This window comes from Parvibaculum sp., from assembly GCF_030651915.1.
Taxonomy (GTDB): Bacteria; Pseudomonadota; Alphaproteobacteria; order Parvibaculales; family Parvibaculaceae; genus Parvibaculum.
Map to the genome: position 1 here is coordinate 196,175 of NZ_JAUSBV010000005.1, position 18,596 is coordinate 214,770.

The window sequence follows — 18,596 nt, forward strand, 5'->3', positions numbered from 1 at the left end:
CCGATATTTCCTCAGTCCAGTTCCAGATCGCTGGTCTCTTCCGCCTTGGGATCGAGCGCTCCAGTGCGCATCTTGTGATGACGATAGCGCATCACGGCGATCGGAATGGACACAAGATAGACTGCGGCGAGCGTCGTGAAGGTCCACCACGGATAACTCAAAATCACGGCGGCGCCGAAGCCGATCAGCAGCAGGATCGGCAACACCATGTCGCGACGGATGCGCAAGCCCATGCGCTTGCCCGAGAAGGTCGGAATCCGGCTCACCATCAGGAAGGCGACGGCGAGCGCGTGCAGCGCAATAAGAATCGGTACTTCCTTGAGCCAATCGACGCCGATAAATGTGAGATAGAGCGGCAGCATCACGAGGCCGGCCGCCGCAGGCGCCGGAACGCCAACAAAATAATTTCCTGTCCAGGCAGGCTTGTCCGGATCTTCCAGCGCAACATTGAAGCGCGCCAACCGCAGCGCGCAACAAACCGAGAATCCCAGTACCGCAATCCAACCAATGCCACCGATTTCGACCAGCGACCACAGGTAGAGAACGACCACGGGCGCCACGCCGAAGTTGACGAAATCGGTTAGCGAGTCGAGTTCGGCGCCGAAACGGGTCGACCCCTGGAGCAAGCGCGCGACACGCCCATCCAGCGCATCGAACACCGACGCAACGATGATGGCGGCGACCGCGATCTCGAAACGGCCTTCGATGGCGAAGCGGATCGCCGTCAGCCCTGCACAAAGGGCCAGCACGGTCAGCGCATTCGGAATGATTGTGCGAACGGGCAGTTGTGCAAATTGGCGCGCGCGGCGCATGCGCAGGCTCTCTCCAGCCCGGAAACCGGGGCCTGGACGAGGCTCGAAAGGCGGAATCGGATCGGCCATTCCTATCTACTCGCTTTCATCCGCAACTCAGACGTGGTGCGGCTCCACGGAAATGGAATCGGCAAGAACCGTCTCGCCGCCAATCGATGTCTGCCCGACCGCAACCAGCGGAATTGCGCCCACCGGCAGATAGACATCAAGCCGGCTACCGAAACGGATGATGCCGAAGCGCTCACCCGCCGCAAGGTCAATGCCTTCGGCCACGTCGCAGACGATGCGGCGCGCCACAAGGCCGGCGATCTGAACCACCACGACCTGCTCGCCATCGGCGCGTTCGATTACCAGAGAATTGCGCTCGTTGGCGTCACTGGCCTTGTCGAGATCGGCATTGAGGAAAAGACCCGGCCGGTAGGCGACGCGCTTGACCTTGCCGGCAACCGGTGCGCGGTTCACATGGCAATTGAACACGTTCATGAAGATGCTGATGCGGGTGCGTGTCATGTCGCCGAGACCGAGTTCCTCGGGCGGCGACGCCTCCGTAATCATGTTGACGACACCATCGGCGGGGCTGATGACCAGCCCTTCACGCGACGGCGTCACGCGATCGGGATCGCGGAAGAAATAAAGGCACCAGAGCGTCAGAACAACGCCGATCCAGCCCAGCGGGTTCCAGATCAGGAACAGAATGATCGTCGCGGCGGCAAAGATGATGACCCAGCGATGGCCTTCTTTGTGGATGGGCGTCAGGATCGAAGTCAGGCTGTCCATGTCGGTCTTTCTGTCCTGGTTGGGCAATAGTTGCGGTGCGGGCAGTGTAGCCCGCCGGGCCGCCGGGGTTAAGGATAACCGGAATCGGCAGCAATCAGGGGTTCTGCAGGCGCAGGTTCGACGATCGGCTCCGGCTCCCTGTCGCTTGCGGGCATGGTTTCGAGCTTCTGACGGGCAGCGTCGGCCTCGCGCTGGCGATCCCACATCGCCGCATAGATTCCGCCTTTTGCCAGCAGGTCATCGTGACGGCCGCGCTCCATCACCCTGCCCTGTTCCAGCACCAGAATCTCGTCGGCGTCGATGACCGTCGAGAGGCGATGGGCAATGATCAGCGTGGTACGATTTTCGGAAATGCCCTTCAACGCCGTCTGGATTTCCTTTTCGGTGTGGGTGTCGAGTGCCGAAGTGGCCTCGTCCAGCAGCAGGATCGGCGGATTTTTGAGGATTGTGCGGGCGATGGCGACGCGCTGCTTTTCGCCGCCAGACAGCTTCAGTCCGCGCTCGCCAACCCGCGTGTCATAGCCTTTCGGCAGACGCTCGATGAAGCCGGCGATCTGGGCCAGCCGCGCCGCTTCTTCCACTTCGGCATCGCTCGCGTCGGGGCGGCCATAGCGGATGTTGTAGCGGATGGTGTCGTTGAAGAGCACCGTATCTTGCGGAACCATGCCGATGGCGGCGCGCAAGGAGGCTTGCGTCACCCCGCGAATGTCCTGTCCGTCGATGCGGACGCTGCCTTCGGCGATGTCGTAAAAACGATAGAGGATGCGCGAGATCGTCGACTTTCCGGCGCCCGAGGGGCCGACGATGGCCAATGTTCGGCCCGCGGGCACGCGAAACGAAACGTCGTCGAGAATGCGCCGGTCCGGATCGTAGAAAAAGCCGACATTCTCGAAAACCAGTTCGCCGCCTCTCACGTCGAGCGATCGCGCATCGGCGGCATCGCTTATTTCCGGCGGCACCTGCAGCAGGTCGAACATGGTCTCCATGTCGATCAGCGCCTGACGGATTTCGCGATAGACCGTGCCGAGGAGATTGAGCGGCTGATAGAGTTGGATCAAATAAGCGTTGACCATGACGAAAGAGCCGACGGTCAGGATGCCGGTGGCGACGCCTTGGGCGGCCATCAGCATCAGCGCCGCGAGGCCGGCGGTGAAGATCAGCGTCTGGCCGGTGTTGAGCAACGAGAGCGACGTGGTGGTCTTGACCGCGGCATGCTCATAGCCCGCCATCGAACGGTCGAAGCGCCGCGCCTCGTGGTCTTCGTTGCCGAAATACTTGACCGTTTCGTAGTTGAGCAAGCTGTCCACGGCCTTGGTGTTGGCTTCGGTATCGAGGTCGTTCATCTGGCGGCGGAAGCGCGTGCGCCACTCTGTCACGGCAAAGGTGAAAATCATGTAGACGATGACGGTCACGGCGGTAACGACCGCGTACCAGATGTCGAAAGCATAAGCGAGGATGATGCAGACGAGGATAAGTTCGATGATCGTCGGCACGATGTTGAACAGAGAGAAGCGCAGCAGGAAGTCGATGCCCTTGGTGCCGCGCTCGATAACGCGCGACAAACCGCCGGTGCGACGTTCGAGATGAAAGCGCAGCGAAAGCGCGTGGAGGTGGCGGAAAGTCTCCACCGCAAGCTCGCGCACCGCATTTTGCCCGACCTTGGCGAATACCGCGTCGCGGAGCTGGGCCAGTGCCACCATCAGAATGCGGCCGACGCCATAGGCGACGATCAGGGCAACGGGAACGATGACGGCAGCGGCGGCGGCCGTTTCCGGCGACAGGCGGTCGACGGCTTCCTTGTAAAGAAAGGGTACGTAGACGGTGACAGCCTTGGCGCCAATCAGCGCGACCATCGCCACGACGACGCGGGTGTGCAGGTCCCTGCGGCCGGCCGGCCAGAGGCGCGGCAGCACCGAGGCGAGCGTCCACCAATGGCCGCGCGGGACCAGCGGCGGGGGGCCGCTTTCCGCGGCGCGGGCGAAGTGTCTGGACATCGGGACCGAGGGTCTCCGGTTTTGCGGCCTTCGGCAAGCCGCACGCCTCCATGAAGACGCCCCGCCCGGAACCCGGACGGGGCGACTTTCTCTACTCTAGATAAGCGTCTTTTCCCGAATGGCAACAGGCGTTTAGCGGGTGTCGGACGGCGTGGCGAAGATCTGCCCCGGATAGATCAGGTCCGGATCGCGGATCTGGTCCTTGTTGGCCTCGTAGATGACCGTGTAGCGGAAGCCCGAGCCATAGAGGCGGCGGGCGATGTTCCAAAGGTTGTTGCCCGGCTGGATGACAACCTTGCCGTCCTTGAGCGCGGCAATGACCGCCAGCGGCTCGCCGCGTTCGAAGGGCACCTCGACGCGGCCGACAACGCGGCCCTCGTCGTCGAGCTGATCGACGCGCAGGGCATATTGGCCGGGCGCGATTTCGACATCGGGGCGCAGTTCCCAGCGGCCGGTGGGATCGGTCGTGGTCTGGCCGACGGGATCGCCGCCGACATAGACGCGGACCGTGGCGCCGGCATCGGCGCGGCCGGCGATGATCAGATTGCCGTTTTCGTCGTAATCGACGGTCTCGAGGATCAGGCTGCCGGCATCGGCGGGGACGCCCGGCCCTTGCAGCACAATGCTTGCCTTGCCGGGCTCGCTGCGGACGACGAGGGCCGGTTTGTCGGGCTGGTCGGGCACGACGACCGAGACGACCTGCAGGGAATCCCTTGTGCTGCCGTCCGGATTGATGGCGGTCAGGGTCAGTTCGACCGTGCCGGGTTGAAGCGGCTCATCAAGGACGGCAACCCATTCGCCGCGCGTATCGGCGGTGGTTTCGGCAACCACTTCGCCATTGGCCTTGAGCTGGATGCGGGCGCCGGGAAGGGCGCGGCCGGCGGCCAGCGTGGCGCCGTCGCGCTCGACGCGGACGATGTCGAATGTGGGGATGGCGGGGTCGGCTGCTTCGTCGAAAACATCAACATCTTCAGGGACTTGATCCTCGACCGCGAGATCGGATGGCGCCGGTACGCCGTCGCCGCGCAGGAAGTACCAGTAGCCTGCGGCCAGAAGCGCAAGGGCCACCACCAAGGCACCGACGATCGCTCCGAGTTTCATTGTCCTGTTTCCTTACCCGTTGGAGTGCGTGCCGAAATGAGGCGACAATCCTGCTGCGCACAGTCTATCGCCTACCTTGCAAATACGGCACCAATGTGAATGCTCCGCATCAAATAACTCAACAAGGAAAAAGGCTTAACGCAGATGAAACTCGAAAGCCTGTGCGTTTATTGCGGCTCCGGCATCGGCCGCGAGCCCCGATTCATGGCGGCGGCGGAAGGCTTTGGGCGGCTGATGGCCAAGGCCGAGGTGCGGCTGATCTATGGTGGCGGCGGCGTCGGGCTGATGGGCGCGGTGGCCCGCTCGGCGCTGGCCGAGGGCGGGCAAGTCACGGGAATCATTCCGAAATTCCTGACCGAGATCGAGGTGCAGCTCGACGATGTCAGCGAGCTGATCGTCACCGACAGCATGCATGCGCGCAAACAGCTGATGTTCGAGCGTTCGCAGGGTTTCGTCGCCCTGCCCGGCGGCATCGGCACGCTGGAGGAAACGGTCGAGATGCTGACCTGGGCGCAGCTCGGGCGGCACAGCTATCCCATTGTGATTGCTAATCTAAACGGTTTCTGGGACCCGCTGATCGAATTGCTCGACCACATCATCAAGACCGGATTTGCGCGCTCCGACATCCGCAGAATCTATTCGGTGGTCGACCGCATCGAGGACATTCTGCCGCGCATCGAGGCAGCGCTGTGAACAGCGTTACCCCCCCTCTGTCACAAAACTGTCAAAAAACTGTCACAAATCACGCCGCCGGTTCGCGCGCGGACCGCTTGCCGTTCAGCCCTGAGCGGCACGGATGGGCGATGCCGGAACTTATCCCCGGTTTGCGAAAGCGGCTGCCGACTCGCGCAGCACGTCTGTGGAATTCACACTGCCGCCGCCAGGACAATTTTGAATGACGTCCTGATCACGTAAATCAGTTCACGGTCACCAACGCCGTTCGGTGGATGGTCGCCCGCGTCATCCCGGTGACGTCGGGCGCAACCGCCGGCTACATTTCCGAACCGTTTCGCTCAGAACTGACCGAGCGCGACACGGCGCACCGCGTCGGTGTCGGTCGGTTTGTGACCGACATCATGCGTCGGCGCCGGCACCTCCTGAACGGTGTTCGAGATGCGTCCAATGCCCGTCACTTCGACCTCGACGACATCGCCGATATTCATCGGACGCGAATTAGCGGGCGTGCCGGTGAGCACGATGTCGCCGGGCAGGAATGTGATGTGGCGGGAGAGATCGGCGAAGATGTAGTCGATCGGGAAGGTCATCTCGCTGACCGGTCCGTCCTGCACCACCTTGCCGTTGATATAAGTGCGCACGCTCTCTTTCCGGATATCGACGCCACGGACAATGCCGGGTCCGACGGGACAGAAACCGTCCTGGCCCTTGACGCGCAGCATCGAGCCCGCATCGGTATCGCGGAAATCCTGCGCGCCGACATCGTTGGCGGGCGCGAAGCCTGCCAGGTGATCCCAGACATCGGCCGGCGCGACATTGCGCATGGGCTTGCCGACAATGGCCGCGATCTCGCCTTCATAGTTGAGATACTGACAATCGGCGGGCCGGTTGAGGAAGCCGCGATGCGAATTGAGCGTCGTCAGCGGCTTCTGGAAATAGGTCGGCGTGACAAGCGGCGGCGCCTTGAACTCGACGCGGCGGGAATCGTAGTTCAGATGGATGCAGATGATCTTGGTGGGATCGCAGGGCGGCAGATAGGTCGCACTCGCTTCATCGACCAGCCTTCCGTCGCCAAGCCGCAGCTTGCCGCCCTCCGCCGGCTTCACCCAGGTGGGCGTTCCCTGATGCAGAATACGCCGCCATTCCTCGCGCGGACCTTCCAGAACCGACATGCTTCTTCTCCCTGCCTGTTTTATGCGTGGCGTGGCGCCGACCTTCCGGTCAGACCTCCATCAGCCCCTTTTTCATGACCTGCTCGTTCTGTTCGTGGCCATAGGTGTCGCGCTGGTAATATTCCGATTGATGCGTCGCTTCGCGTGCGCCCCAGCCCACTTCGCACATCCAGCCGGACGGATTGAGGAAGTAGAAGGAGTACATGTGATCGTTCGCGTGCCGGCCCGGCATCATGGTGATGGGGATGCCCGCCTGGCGGACGATCTCATAGGTGAGGCCGACATCGTCCAGATTGTCGACCTCGATCATCAGATGATTGATGCGCTTTTCGCCGGGCGGGCCGAAAGCCACCGTGTGGTCGCGCGCATTGCAATGCATGAACATCAGGTCGAACGGCTTGTCGAGGCCGGGGAACGGAATGCGGTATTCGATGCCGCCGCGCATACCGAGCAGCTTGTAGAACTCGTAGGTTTTCTCGAAGCCGACCGTTTCCTTCTGGATCAGGTGGCCGAGCCCACCCTCGCCGGTCTTGAAGCGGCCATGCATGCGGCGGCCGGGATGGAAGGGCTTGTCGGCCTGCACCTGGGGTCCATGGAAAATCTCGATCGGAAAGCCGCTCGCATCCTTGAGTTTCATGATCTCGAGAACGCGGCGGTCCGCCGCTTCTTCATAAGTGCCGATCCGCACGTCGATACCGGCATTGACGAGTTTTCGGTGCATCTCGCGGAACTCCTCGACGCCGGCAACGCGGAAGCCGAGATAGTTCAAATCGTCCGTTCCATCCTCTTCGAGAATGAGGCGGTGATGCCAGTAATCCATCCGCAGATAGCAGCGGCCGGGCTCTCCCTCATCCACGACTTCAAGCGCCAGGATATTGGCGGCGTAATCCTTCCACTCCTTGAGGCTTTTGACCCCGAGGCCCATATAGCCGAGCTCTGTTACCTGAACCATTTTCTGCGCTCCCTCAGGCGAACGATCCCTTGCGGACCGATATGTTTTTTATGTCGGTGTAGAAATCGAAGCTCCAGACGCCGCCTTCGCGGCCGATACCTGAATCCTTCGAGCCGCCGAAAGGCGCCGCGAGATCGCGGATGAAGAAGCAGTTGACCCAGAAGGTTCCGGCGACGACCCGCGCGGCAATGTCCATCGCCCGCTTTTCGTTGCGGCTGAAGAGTGTGCCCGCGAGGCCGTAGCGCGTGTTGTTGGCGAGTTCGACCACCTCGTCGTCGGAGGAAAAGCTCTGCCAGGTGAGGACCGGACCGAAGACTTCGCGCTGCGCGATTTCGAGTTCGGGGCTCACATGGGCAAAAAGCGTCGGTTCGAAATAGAGCTCGCCGAAATTCGCGCGGTTCCCGCCCCAGAGCGGCACCGCGCCGTCCGCCTTCGCACGCTCGACGAAGCCGGCGACACGCTCGAAATGCTCCTTGTGGATCAAGGGCCCGACGCGGGTGTCCTTGTCGCGCGGATCGCCGACGACCATGTGGCTTGCCGCACTGCGCACCTTTTCGAGGAATTCCTCCTCGATCTTCTTTTCGACCATAATGCGAGTGCCCGCGAGACAGACCTGACCGGCATTCATGTACTGACCGGCCACCGTTTGTGCCGCCGCGTCGAGATCGGCATCGGCGCAGACGATGAAGGGCGACTTGCCGCCAAGCTCCGCGCTCATCGGCGTGATCGAACGCGCGGCGGCCTGACCGATGATCTTCGCGGTATCGGTCGAACCGGTGAAGCTGATGCGGTCGATGTCCGGATGGTTCACCAGCGCATCGCCCGCGACCTCGCCGATCCCCTGCACGACGTTGAGCACGCCCGGCGGCACGCCCGCCTGATGCGCGATGTCGGCCATCAACGAACAGGTGAGCGGCGCCCATTCCGGCGGCTTGACGACGATGGTGTTGCCGGCCGCAAGCGCCGGGCCGACCTTCCAGGTGGTCAGCATAAGGGGCGCGTTCCATGGCGTGATCAGCACCGCGACGCCCGCCGGATCGTATTTCACATGGTTCACGACTTCGGGCGAGTCGATCGAATGACCGTCGAGCGTCATCGCCCAGTCGGCGAAGAACTCGATGTTCTGCGCCGCGCGCGGCACGACGCGATGGACATTGCCCATGAGGAGCGAGCCATTGTCCATGGTCTCGACGGCGGCCAGCTCGTTTACCCGCGCCCTTATGCCGTCCGCGAATTTCTTCAGGATCGGCAGCCGTCCCCTGTGGCCAAGTGCCGCCCAGGTCGGAAAGGCTTTCCGTGCCGCAGCCACCGCCGCCTCCGCCTCCGCCTTGCCGCCCGCCGATATGTCGGCGAGATGCGAGCCGTCGACCGGCGAGAAATCAGCAAACTTCTCCTTCGACGCGACGCGCTTGCCGCCGATCCAGTGATCGGTGGAGATGTCGACGCCCGCGACCGAGACTGTGTTCGCGCTCATGCTGCCTGCCCTACCTTCTTGCTTTTCCTCGCGGCGCCGCCCGACATGTCCGCATCGCTGTATGGTTCCGTCATGAAGCGATCGACAAGACGGTCCGCACGCGCACGCTCGCCGAGCTTGTGAGCCAGTTGCTGGTTGCGGGCGCCCGATGCCAGATAGAAGCGTTCATATTGCTCATTGCGGCTGGCCAGCGCGCTGCCGGAGAAATCCCAGGCCAGCCGGAAGATGCGGGCGCGCGTTTCGGCGCTGACATCGCCCGCGCCATGCATGAACTCGTCGATCAGGGGACGCAGTCTGGGGTCGGCAAATTGCGCGGCGGTCGGTGCGGCGAGCAGATTGTGCGAACCCGTGAGGCGGATGATCTCGTTCACGCGCGGGAACCAGTAAGGCAGCGAGGCGCGGAGCGCGACAAGCGGCGCGCCTTGCGGGAACCAGACGCCGTTGCCGTGGTCGTGTGCATTGTCTTCGGCCGCCTGCACGGCGGAACGGGCCAGTTCGGCGAAGGTCCAGATTTCGCCCAGCATCTGCGCCGTGCCGGGCTGAACGGAATTGATCGATTCCGCCATGCGCGTGGCAAGCCCCCAGGCAAATTCGAGCTTGGTCTGCGCCCGGATCATGGTCTGCTGCATGATGTTGGGAAACCAGCCCGTCCACATGACCTGATTATAGACATCCATGTTGCAGTCGATATGGACGCGGTCCCACGGCACTTCGACATCGTCGAAGATGACGAAGGCGTCCTGTTCGTCGAAGCGGCTCGACAGCGGGTGGTCGAAAGGATTGAGCGAGCCTGCACAACTGTCGCGGCAAATGAACTTGAGGCCGGGCGTATTCATCGGAATGCAGAAGGCGAGCGCATAATCGTCGGTGCCGGGCAGGAGCGGCGCGCCGGGATAGACGGCCAGCTCATCGGCGAAGGGGGCGAGCGTCGCGAGAATGCGCGCGCCGCGCACGATGATGCCGTGCTCGGTTTCGCCGACCTTGCGCAACGACACTGTGTTGCCGGGCTTCGGCGCGTCGCCCTCGGCCTTGTCGACCGTCGGCTGGATGATCGTATGGGTCAGCGAGATGTCGTTGCGGCGCAGGAACTTCTGGTAGTTGACGAGATTCTCGGCGCCCCGCTCGTTGCCGTTCGCGCCCCATTCGTCGGGACGTCCGGCAAAGCCCGCATAGGTGACGTTCATGTAGTCGGGCGTGCGGCCCATGACGCCGACCGTATATTCGGCGGCGCGCTGCAACCCCTTGTGGCGCTGCATGAGATCCGCTTTGGAACGCGGGATCATGTGGCTCACATTGATCTTCTCGCCCGTTTCCGGATCGGGCATCAGGCATTCATCCGCATGCTCGTATTGCAGATCGAACGTGCCGGCGAGGCCGCGCGCGGCGCCTGCAAAAGCCGGATGGTCGGTCACGTCGGAAACCTTTTCGTTGCCGACCCAGATTTCGCGGCCGTCGGCCAGACCTTTCAGAAATTGCTCCCCTGTGCGTGCGGGCATGTCGTTTTTCCTCCCCGTTGATCGGCCATTCGTCCGGCGCGGTGTTCGCGCGCTGCGGCGGGCTTGTTGAGACGATATTTATGATTCATCTCATTTATGACTATAATCAGTTTATGAGGAAAGCAGGTCCTGTCAAGCCGCGGCCTTCTCCGCCGATGGACTTGTGACCGGAGGCGAATGACAATAGGAGGGTAACTGCCCTGTTTTGTTGGCATTTGCGATTTTCGGGAAAGTGACAATTCGTGCCGGGAAAAAAGCTGGTGAACCGCAGTTCGGGCGTTCGGGCGAAGACTTCGCGGGCGCAGCGCCCCGTCGAGCCCGGACGCCGCGAGCGCAACAAGCTGGAAAAGCGCGCCCGGATCGTCGCCGCCGCCAGGGCGCTTTTCGGCAGCAAGGGATTTGCCGATACGACAACGCAGGAGATCGCCGAGAAGGCCGATATCGGCACCGGCACGCTTTTCCTCTATGCGAAATCCAAGGAAGAGCTGCTGGTCATGGTGTTCAGCGGCGACATGCTTGAACAGGCGCAAAATGCCTTCCTGCATCTGCCTGCTTCAGCATCGCTTGTGGACAAGCTGATGCATGTCTTCCGCTACATGATCGAATATCACGATCAGGACAAGGAACTGGCAAAGGCGCTGCTGAAAGAAGTAACGATCCTCAACACGCCGGGGCCACGCCGCGATCTCGCCCGGCTGATGCGCTGCATCTATAGCGGGATCGGCGACATCCTCGCCGCAGGACAAGGCGCAGGCACCATCCGCCAGGGCGTCGATCCGCTGCTGGCGGCAGAAAATCTCTTCAGTATCTATTATCTGACCTTGCTCAACTGGGTCAGCGGCGAAATATCGAAGCCGAGATTCCTGAAAAGACTTCGCGCCAAGCTCACCATCGGGGTCGAGGGGCTGATCGAGCCCGCCAAGACACCGCCAAAATCCGCGCGCAAGGCCTGACCGCGCGCCCTTCGCGCCTTCGGTCGATTATTGACTTTCATCATTTATGATGACACTCAGTATTTAGCGGTCCACCGAGACCGCAAGCATGAGGGGAGGTCGGCTTGGGCACGTCGTTGAAAGCGCGCTGGGCGGCGGGCGAGGTGACGCTCGGCGCCTGGTGCATGATCCCGGAACCGCTGACGGCGGAGGCGCTCGGCCGCGCCGGCTTCGACTGGGTGCTGGTCGACATGCAGCATGGCTGCATGGATTACGAGACGGCGCTCGCCATGATCCGCGCCATCGATCTCACCCCTGCCCTGCCCATCGTGCGCGTGCCGTGGAACGATCCGGGGATTATCGGCCGCATGCTCGATGCCGGCGCGCTCGGCATCGTCATTCCGATGATCCAGACAGCGGCGGATGCCAAGCGCGCCGTCGATGCTTGCCTCTATCCGCCGAAGGGACGCCGCAGCTTCGGCCCGATCCGCGTCGGGATGCGGGACGGGCCCGGCTATTTCATGGACGCGAATGCGCGCGTTGCCGTGGTGCCGATGATCGAAACGCCGGAGGCGCTGGCCAATGTCGAGGAGATCGCGGCCGTGCCGGGCGTCGATGCGCTGTTCGTCGGCCCGTTCGATCTGTCGATCGCGCTCGGCCTACCGCCGGGCGACAATGACGGCAAGCCCGCCTTCGACGCGGCGATTGCCAAAGTCTCGGCGGCTGCCCGTGCGGCCAAAGTCGCGACCGCGGTTCTGTCGAATGCGAAGGTCGCACCGCTTCGCATCGAACAGGGTTTTCAGATGATTTCGACCACCACCGACATCACCGCCCTTTCCATGGCGGCGCGCAGCGATCTCGAAGCCGTGAAGGCGGCCGGAAAGAAGGAATCCTGACATGCTCGACAAGGCGACACGCGAGAAGATCGTCGACGATTTCTTCGAGGTCTATCGGAGCCGGAAGCCGATGCCGCTTCTGACCGCGACCTATCCGGGGATCGAGGTCGAGGATGCCTACCGGATCCAGCAAGGCTTCGTGGCGCGGCAGGTGGCGGCGGGATCGAAAGTGAAAGGCTACAAGGTCGGCCTCACCTCGAAGCCGATGCAGGAATTTTCCGGCACGACCGAGCCCGATTTCAGCGCCATTACCGGCGATTTCTTCGTGCCCGAGGCGACGCCCATCCCGATGTCGCGCTTCTTCGCGCCGATGGTCGAGATGGAAATCGCCTTTGTGATGAAGGAACCCCTCAAGGGACCGGGCGTGCTGCCGGTCGATGTGATCCGCGCCACGGATTTCGTGCTGCCCGCCATCGAGATCGTCGATTTTCGCGTCGAACGCGCGCCCGGCCTCAACGTCATCGACAATATCGCCGATCTGGCCTTTTGCGGCGCGGTGGTGCTTGGCGCCAATCCGCGGCGGCTCGACCAGATCGACATCCGGCGCGTCAAGGGCGCGCTCTACCGGAACGGCACGAAGGAACTCGAAGGCGAGGCATCGGCCGTGCTCGGCAATCCGGTGACGGCCGTCGCCTGGCTCGCCAACAAGCTCGGCGAATTCGGCACCGCCTTCGAGCCGGGCGACACGATCCTCACCGGCTCCTTCGTGCGTGTCCTGCCGATTTCAGCCGGCGACGAAATCGTCTGCCAGTTCGATCAGGGCCTCGGCGAGGTCGCGACAAGTTTCGTCTGAGGCGCGTTCGGCAAGGCGCAGCCGGCCGACATCACATCAGCGGCTTGCGAGCGCGGCCAGACGGCGCAGTTCGCGTTCGCGCCGCCATGTGTCGAAACTGAAGATCGAAAGCCCCACCCAGATCAGACCGAAGGTGAGCAACTGGGAGAGCGCCAGCGGCTCGCCATAGAGCAGCACGGCGATCAGGAACTGCGTCGTCGGCGCCAGATATTGCATCAGGCCCAGCGTGGCGAGGCGGATGCGCTGGGCGCCGAAGGTGAAGAGCAGCAGCGGCACGGCGGTCATCGGCCCCGTCAGCGCCAGGAAGGTGAAGGTCCACCAGCTGCCATTGCCGAAGCTGGTGCCGCCATGGCCGGACAGCCACCAGAGATAGAGCAGCGCCAGCGGCATCAGCAGCGCGACCTCGACCAGCAGCCCCTCCAGCGGGTCGGCCTTGGTGATTTTCCGCAGATAGCCATAGGCCGCGAAACTGGCCGCCAGGAAGAGCGAGATCCAGGGCAGCGTGCCCAGCACCAGCGCAAAGTTCAGCACACCGATGAATGCGAGCGCGACCGCGAAAATCTGCGCCCGCGACAGGCGCTCGCCCAGCAGGGCGACGCCGATCAGCACGCTGACCAGCGGGTTGATGTAATAGCCGAGGCTGGTTTCGACGATGCGCGCCTCGTTGATCGAATAGATGAAGACGAACCAGTTGGAACCGATCAGCATCGAGGTGCCGAACAGCGTCAGCATGGCGCGGCGGTTGCGCAGCAGCGCCATCAACTGCGCGCGGCGGCGCATGACCAGAATGACGAAGAGGACCAGCACCACGCTCCAGATCGAGCGGTGGGCCAGCACCTCGAAGGGCGGCACATCCATCAACTGCTTGTAGAAAATGACCGAAACGCCCCAGAGCAGATAGCCGGCGGCGGCCGCCGACGCGCCAAGCGCGGCTTCGCTGACAGGCGTGGACGGGGCGGCGGGTTTTTCCTGCATGGCGCAGGCTCCTGTTCTCGGTCGGCCGGAGCGGCGGGCCCGAGCTATAAACCTGTTCGGCCTGTTTGGGGAGATGCGACCCGGTCAGTCGGGCTCAGCCATTGGCCGTTTCCGGACCCGCCGTCGCCCTTCGCCAGGTCGCCGGGGGCGAGCCGAAATTGCGTTTGAAGGCGCGGTTGAAGGCGGCTTCGGATTCGTAGCCGGCCTCGAAGGCGATGCGGGCGACGGGTTCGCCGGTGTCCATCAACCGGCGGGCGGCGAAGGTCAGCCGCCATTTGCCGAGATAGCGCATCGGCGGCTCGCCGACGAGGTCGGTGAAGCGGGCGGCGAAGGCCGAGCGCGACATGCCAATTTCGGCGGCCAGCACCTCAGTCGTCCAGTGGCGGTCGAGGCCGCGATGGAGCAGCGCCAGCGCACGGCCGATCGCCGGATCGCGCAGGCCGACGAGCCAGCCCGTCTCGCCGTTGGGCAGGTTGGCGAGATAGCGGTGAACCGCTTCCTCGAACAGCAGTTCGGCGAGCTTGCCGAGAACGGCGGCCGAACGCTCGCCGCCGCCAGCGAGGATCGCGGCGGCGAAGCGGAAGGTGCTTTCGATCCATTCGGCGGTCGCGCCTTCCGGCGCCGCCAGCTTCAGCACCGGCGGCATGATGGCAAGGATCGGATCGCTCGGGATGTCATTGCCGAGAAAGCCGCACATCACATGCGTGCGTTCGCCGCCGCCGCCATGAACGATGCGAGCAAGGCCACCGGGCATGGGCTGGATCAGCCCTTCGGCATCGGCCGGCGGCAGGCCGGGATCGCTGCCGATCAGATGTTTGTGATTGTGCGGCAGCAGGACGATCTCGCCGCGTTCGACCGCGACGGGCGGGGCGCCCGCGACCTCGAGATGCAGGCGGCCGGTTTCGACATAGTGCCAGGAGACGATGTTGTGCGGGACGGCACCGAAGGGCGCGCAATCCTCCGCCGTCACCGACGAGGCCAGGCACCAGGGCGCTGTCAATTCGGCGTCGAGAAAGATGCCGCCGGTGAGGCGCATCGAGCGGAGAACGTCGGATAGCGGGTCCATCGGCCCTGCCCCCTCACAGATTCGGCGGATCGGCAAAACGATCCGGCGTCCCGCGCATTATTCCGCAGCGCGGACGCGGCTAGCTTCGCGGCGACTGAAGAGCCGCCGGCCCAGAGTCGTTCATCTTTTCGCGGAAACGATGAACGACTCCAAGTCTTTGTTTTGTCGCGCTTCAGCACGGTGAACCGCCCCCTTTTTCAAGGAGGCACTTCACCTGGAAACGCTCCGGGGCCGGCGCGCCCCTTCGTGCGCCCCCAAGCATAAGGATTTTTTATCATGGCCAAATACAGAAATCGCCTGCCGCAACTGGATGGCGGGCTGTTCCTCTCCGACGGCGGCATCGAGACGACGCTGATCTATCTCGATGGCTTCGAGCTGCCCTACTTTGCCGCCTTCCACCTGTTGCGGGATGAGACGGGCACGGAAGGTTTGCGCGCCTATTTCCGCCGTCATGCGCGGGTCGCGCGCGCGGCCGGCACGGGCTTCATTTTCGAAAGCCCTACCTGGCGGGCAAGCCCCGACTGGGCCGCGAAACTCGGCTACACGCCCGGCAAACTCGAAGCGGCCAACCGGCGTTCGATCCAGATGATGCATGAACTGCGCGGCGAATTCGAGACCGAGCGTTCGCCGATGGTAGTGAGCGGTTGCATCGGCCCGCGCGGCGACGGCTATGTCGCCGGCGAGGCGATGAACGTGAAGGATGCACAAGCCTATCACGCGCCGCAGATCGCGATCTATGCCGAGGAAGGCGCCGACCTGATCACCGCCATCACGATGACCAACATCAACGAGGCGATCGGCGTGACGCGCGCGGCGCAGGCGGCGGGAATGCCGGTCGCGATCTCCTTCACCGTCGAGACCGACGGCACGCTGCCGGCGGGCGACAAGCTCGGCGACGCGATTGCCGCCGTCGATGCGGCGACGTCGCGCGGACCGGCCTACTACATGGTCAACTGCGCCCATCCCGACCACTTTGCGGATGTGCTGAAGGGCGAATGGACGAAGCGCATCGGCGGCATCCGCGCCAACGCGTCGCGCTGCAGCCATGCCGAACTCGACGTGGCGACCGAGCTCGACGCGGGCAATCCGGACGAACTGGGGGCGCAGTATCGCGATCTGCGGGCGCGCTTTCCGCAGATCAACGTGCTGGGCGGCTGCTGCGGCACCGATCACCGCCATATGGAGGCGATTTCATCGGCCTGCCTCGAAGCGGCTTGAGGCGACGGGCGGGGCCGGCGATGCGCGGCCCCGCCTTCACTTCTGCGGCATGACTTTTCGCAGTGGCAATGCCGTCAAGGGTTTGCACGCGAAGGCGCGGAGGAGAAAGTGTTTGCACGCCCACGGGTATTGCCTTCGGCGATCCCGAGGACAGGCTCCGGCGCGAAGACGCGAAGAAGAGGGTATTTGCACGCAGAGGCGCAGAGACGCAGAGGTGCTGCGATCTGGCGCAAATGCACAAGACTCCCGCAAGCGCCACTTCATTTTTTGCCGGGCTTTGCCCGGCAAAGGCAATCAGGCGACAGAAAACGGGAACCGGTTACGCATACATTCCCCTCTGCGCCTTCCTCCTGCGCTCCTTCGGAGCTTCGGCGGACCGGCTGCGCCTCTGCGTGAGTAATCTTCCTCGCGGCGGTGCCTTACGCGCCGGCTTTCGCTTTTGCCGACGGTTTCTTTTTGGCCGGTGCGCCGTCGCGGAGGAGTTTCCAGGTGATCGAGTCCGACAAAGCCTGGAAGGAGGCATCGACGATGTTGGGCGAGACGCCGACGGTGAACCAGCGGTTGCCGCGCCCATCCATGCTTTCGATCATCACGCGGGTGACGGCTTCGGTGCCGCTGGTCAGGATGCGGACCTTGAAGTCGACGAGGCGCAGATCCTCGATGAAGGGCGAGTATTTGCCGAGGTCTTTCCTGAGCGCCTGATCGAGCGCGTTGACGGGGCCGACGCCCTCGCCGACCGAGATGAATTTCTCGCCATCGACCACAACCTTGACGGTTGCTTCGGAGACGGTGACCAGATCGCCAAGCGCGTTGTAGCGGCGTTCGACCAGCACGCGGAAGGATTCGACGTCGAAATATTCCGGCACCTCGCCGAGGATGCGCCGCGCCAGCAATTCGAAGGAGGCTTCGGCGCCGTCATAGGAATAGCCGAGAAACTCGCGCTCCTTGACCTCATCGAGCAGGCGGGAGAGGCGGCGGTCGGCCGGATCGGCGGCGATGCCGGCCTCTTCGAGACGGGCCAGGATGTTCGATTTGCCGGCCTGATCGGAGACCGCGATCTTGCGCTTGTTGCCGACCGTTTCCGGCGGCACATGCTCATAGGTGCGGGGATCCTTCATGATCGCCGAGACATGGATGCCGGCCTTGGAGGCGAAAGCGCTTTCGCCGACGTAAGGCGCATAGCGGTCGGGCGCACGGTTGAGGATTTCGTCGAGCGTGCGCGAGACATGGACGAGACTTTTCAGGCGTTCGGGCGTGACGCCGATTTCGAAACGATCCGCATAGAGAGGTTTCAAGAGCAGGGTCGGGATCAGCGAGACCATGTTGGCATTGCCGCAGCGCTCGCCGAGGCCGTTCAGCGTGCCCTGCACCTGACGCACGCCGGCGCGGATGGCGGCCAAGGAATTCGCGACCGCATTTTCGGTGTCGTTATGGGCGTGGATGCCGAGCCTGTCGCCCGGCACGCCGGATGCGATCACCTCGCCGACGATGCGTTCGACTTCATCGGGCAAGGTGCCGCCATTGGTGTCGCAGAGCACGGCCCAGCGGGCGCCGGCGTCGAGCGCGGTATGCACGCAAGCCAGCGCGAATTCGCGGTTGGCCTTGTAGCCATCGAAGAAATGTTCGCAGTCGATCATCGGCTCGCGGCCGCGCGCGGCAACGGCGCGGACGCTTTCGTCGATGCTTTCGAGGTTTTCGTCATTGGTGATGCCGAGCGCGACCGCGACATGAAAGTCCCAGCTTTTCGCAACCAGGCAGACGGCGGCGGTGTCGGCTTCGAGCACGGCGGCGAGGCCCGGATCGTTGGAGGCCGAACGGCCGGCGCGCTTGGTCATGCCGAAGGCGGTGAACTTCGCATGGGCGAGTTTCGGCGGATCGCCGAAGAAGGCCGTGTCGGTGGGGTTGGCGCCCGGATAGCCGCCTTCGATGTAGTCCAGCCCCAGCTCGTCCAGCAGGGTCGCGATCAGGCGCTTGTCCTCGACGCTGAAATCGACGCCGGTCGTCTGCGCGCCGTCGCGCAGCGTGGTGTCGAAGAGGTAGAGGCGGTCTTTACTGGCCTTGCTCATGGTTCGGTTCCGCATCGTGGAGGGCGCGAAGGCGCCGAAATCGGGTGACATCCGCCACCGACCGGTCCGTTTTCCACAATGTTTGCAGGCGTGTTTGTACGGCGGCGGCGGATAAAAATCAGCCGCTAATAATCAGACCCTGGATGATCGAGCGTGCCGGGTTCATGCCGGTATCCTCGCTGGGTGCCGTTACAAAA

Annotated in this window: 16 protein-coding genes; 5 read left to right on the forward strand and 11 right to left on the reverse strand. The window is 63.4% G+C overall.

Going from position 1 to position 18,596, the window contains the following annotated elements; genetic code table 11:
• Positions 1-11 precede the first annotated feature (11 nt).
• The 4 genes from pssA to Q7V31_RS05345 all read right to left on the reverse strand — a co-directional run bounded on the left by pssA (position 12) and on the right by Q7V31_RS05345 (position 4,684).
• Complete coding sequence (pssA, locus tag Q7V31_RS05330; protein WP_304732852.1) at positions 12-812, reverse strand: CDP-diacylglycerol--serine O-phosphatidyltransferase; 801 nt, start codon at positions 810-812, stop codon at positions 12-14.
• 96 nt (positions 813-908) lie between these two features.
• Positions 909-1,616 (reverse strand): phosphatidylserine decarboxylase, encoded by a 708-nt coding sequence (locus Q7V31_RS05335; RefSeq protein WP_304732853.1) that lies wholly within the window; start codon positions 1,614-1,616, stop codon positions 909-911.
• Positions 1,617-1,657: 41 nt separating this feature from the next.
• Positions 1,658-3,583 (reverse strand): ABC transporter ATP-binding protein/permease, encoded by a 1,926-nt coding sequence (locus Q7V31_RS05340; protein ID WP_304732855.1) that lies wholly within the window; start codon positions 3,581-3,583, stop codon positions 1,658-1,660.
• Between the two features lie 132 nt (positions 3,584-3,715).
• Positions 3,716-4,684, reverse strand: a complete 969-nt coding sequence (locus tag Q7V31_RS05345; RefSeq protein WP_304732857.1) for a LysM peptidoglycan-binding domain-containing protein — start codon at positions 4,682-4,684, stop codon at positions 3,716-3,718.
• Between the two features lie 144 nt (positions 4,685-4,828).
• Between Q7V31_RS05345 and Q7V31_RS05350 the strand changes: the two genes are divergently transcribed.
• On the forward strand, positions 4,829-5,377 hold the full coding sequence (locus Q7V31_RS05350) for a TIGR00730 family Rossman fold protein (protein ID WP_304732858.1): 549 nt from the start codon (positions 4,829-4,831) through the stop codon (positions 5,375-5,377).
• A gap of 320 nt (positions 5,378-5,697) precedes the next feature.
• Here Q7V31_RS05350 and Q7V31_RS05355 read toward each other — a convergent pair whose 3' ends face one another.
• Genes Q7V31_RS05355 through Q7V31_RS05370 form a run of 4 tightly spaced genes read right to left on the reverse strand, consistent with a single transcriptional unit; the run spans position 5,698 to position 10,453 of the window.
• Positions 5,698-6,531 (reverse strand): fumarylacetoacetate hydrolase family protein, encoded by an 834-nt coding sequence (locus tag Q7V31_RS05355; RefSeq protein ID WP_304732860.1) that lies wholly within the window; start codon positions 6,529-6,531, stop codon positions 5,698-5,700.
• A gap of 49 nt (positions 6,532-6,580) precedes the next feature.
• Positions 6,581-7,483, reverse strand: a complete 903-nt coding sequence (locus Q7V31_RS05360; protein ID WP_304732861.1) for a VOC family protein — start codon at positions 7,481-7,483, stop codon at positions 6,581-6,583.
• Positions 7,484-7,496: 13 nt separating this feature from the next.
• Positions 7,497-8,957 (reverse strand): aldehyde dehydrogenase, encoded by a 1,461-nt coding sequence (locus Q7V31_RS05365; RefSeq protein ID WP_304732862.1) that lies wholly within the window; start codon positions 8,955-8,957, stop codon positions 7,497-7,499.
• A complete protein-coding gene (locus Q7V31_RS05370; RefSeq protein ID WP_304732864.1) occupies positions 8,954-10,453 on the reverse strand; it encodes a 4-hydroxyphenylacetate 3-hydroxylase family protein in 1,500 nt (499 codons plus the stop codon). Before Q7V31_RS05370 ends, Q7V31_RS05365 begins: the two co-directional genes overlap by 4 nt.
• A 260-nt stretch (positions 10,454-10,713) precedes the next feature.
• On the opposite strand from Q7V31_RS05370, the gene Q7V31_RS05375 reads away from it, so the two are divergent.
• From Q7V31_RS05375 to Q7V31_RS05385, 3 genes are all read left to right on the forward strand, one after another.
• Positions 10,714-11,406 (forward strand): TetR/AcrR family transcriptional regulator, encoded by a 693-nt coding sequence (locus Q7V31_RS05375; protein ID WP_304732866.1) that lies wholly within the window; start codon positions 10,714-10,716, stop codon positions 11,404-11,406.
• 104 nt (positions 11,407-11,510) lie between these two features.
• Complete coding sequence (locus Q7V31_RS05380; RefSeq protein WP_304732868.1) at positions 11,511-12,281, forward strand: HpcH/HpaI aldolase/citrate lyase family protein; 771 nt, start codon at positions 11,511-11,513, stop codon at positions 12,279-12,281.
• Position 12,282: 1 nt separating this feature from the next.
• The gene (locus Q7V31_RS05385; RefSeq protein ID WP_304732869.1) at positions 12,283-13,074 is read left to right on the forward strand and encodes a 2-keto-4-pentenoate hydratase; all 792 of its coding nucleotides are present in this window, start codon (positions 12,283-12,285) and stop codon (positions 13,072-13,074) included.
• A gap of 36 nt (positions 13,075-13,110) precedes the next feature.
• On the opposite strand, the gene rarD is transcribed toward Q7V31_RS05385, so the two are convergent.
• Both rarD and Q7V31_RS05395 read right to left on the reverse strand, forming a co-directional pair.
• The gene (gene rarD, locus Q7V31_RS05390; protein ID WP_304732871.1) at positions 13,111-14,049 is read right to left on the reverse strand and encodes an EamA family transporter RarD; all 939 of its coding nucleotides are present in this window, start codon (positions 14,047-14,049) and stop codon (positions 13,111-13,113) included.
• 94 nt (positions 14,050-14,143) lie between these two features.
• On the reverse strand, positions 14,144-15,115 hold the full coding sequence (locus tag Q7V31_RS05395; RefSeq protein WP_304732873.1) for an AraC family transcriptional regulator: 972 nt from the start codon (positions 15,113-15,115) through the stop codon (positions 14,144-14,146).
• Positions 15,116-15,391: 276 nt separating this feature from the next.
• Between Q7V31_RS05395 and Q7V31_RS05400 the strand changes: the two genes are divergently transcribed.
• Positions 15,392-16,333, forward strand: coding sequence for a homocysteine S-methyltransferase family protein (locus Q7V31_RS05400; protein ID WP_304732875.1), 942 nt, complete (start codon positions 15,392-15,394; stop codon positions 16,331-16,333).
• Positions 16,334-16,752: 419 nt separating this feature from the next.
• Here Q7V31_RS05400 and cimA read toward each other — a convergent pair whose 3' ends face one another.
• Positions 16,753-18,399 (reverse strand): citramalate synthase, encoded by a 1,647-nt coding sequence (gene cimA, locus Q7V31_RS05405; RefSeq protein ID WP_304732877.1) that lies wholly within the window; start codon positions 18,397-18,399, stop codon positions 16,753-16,755.
• Positions 18,400-18,596: the final 197 nt, after the last annotated feature.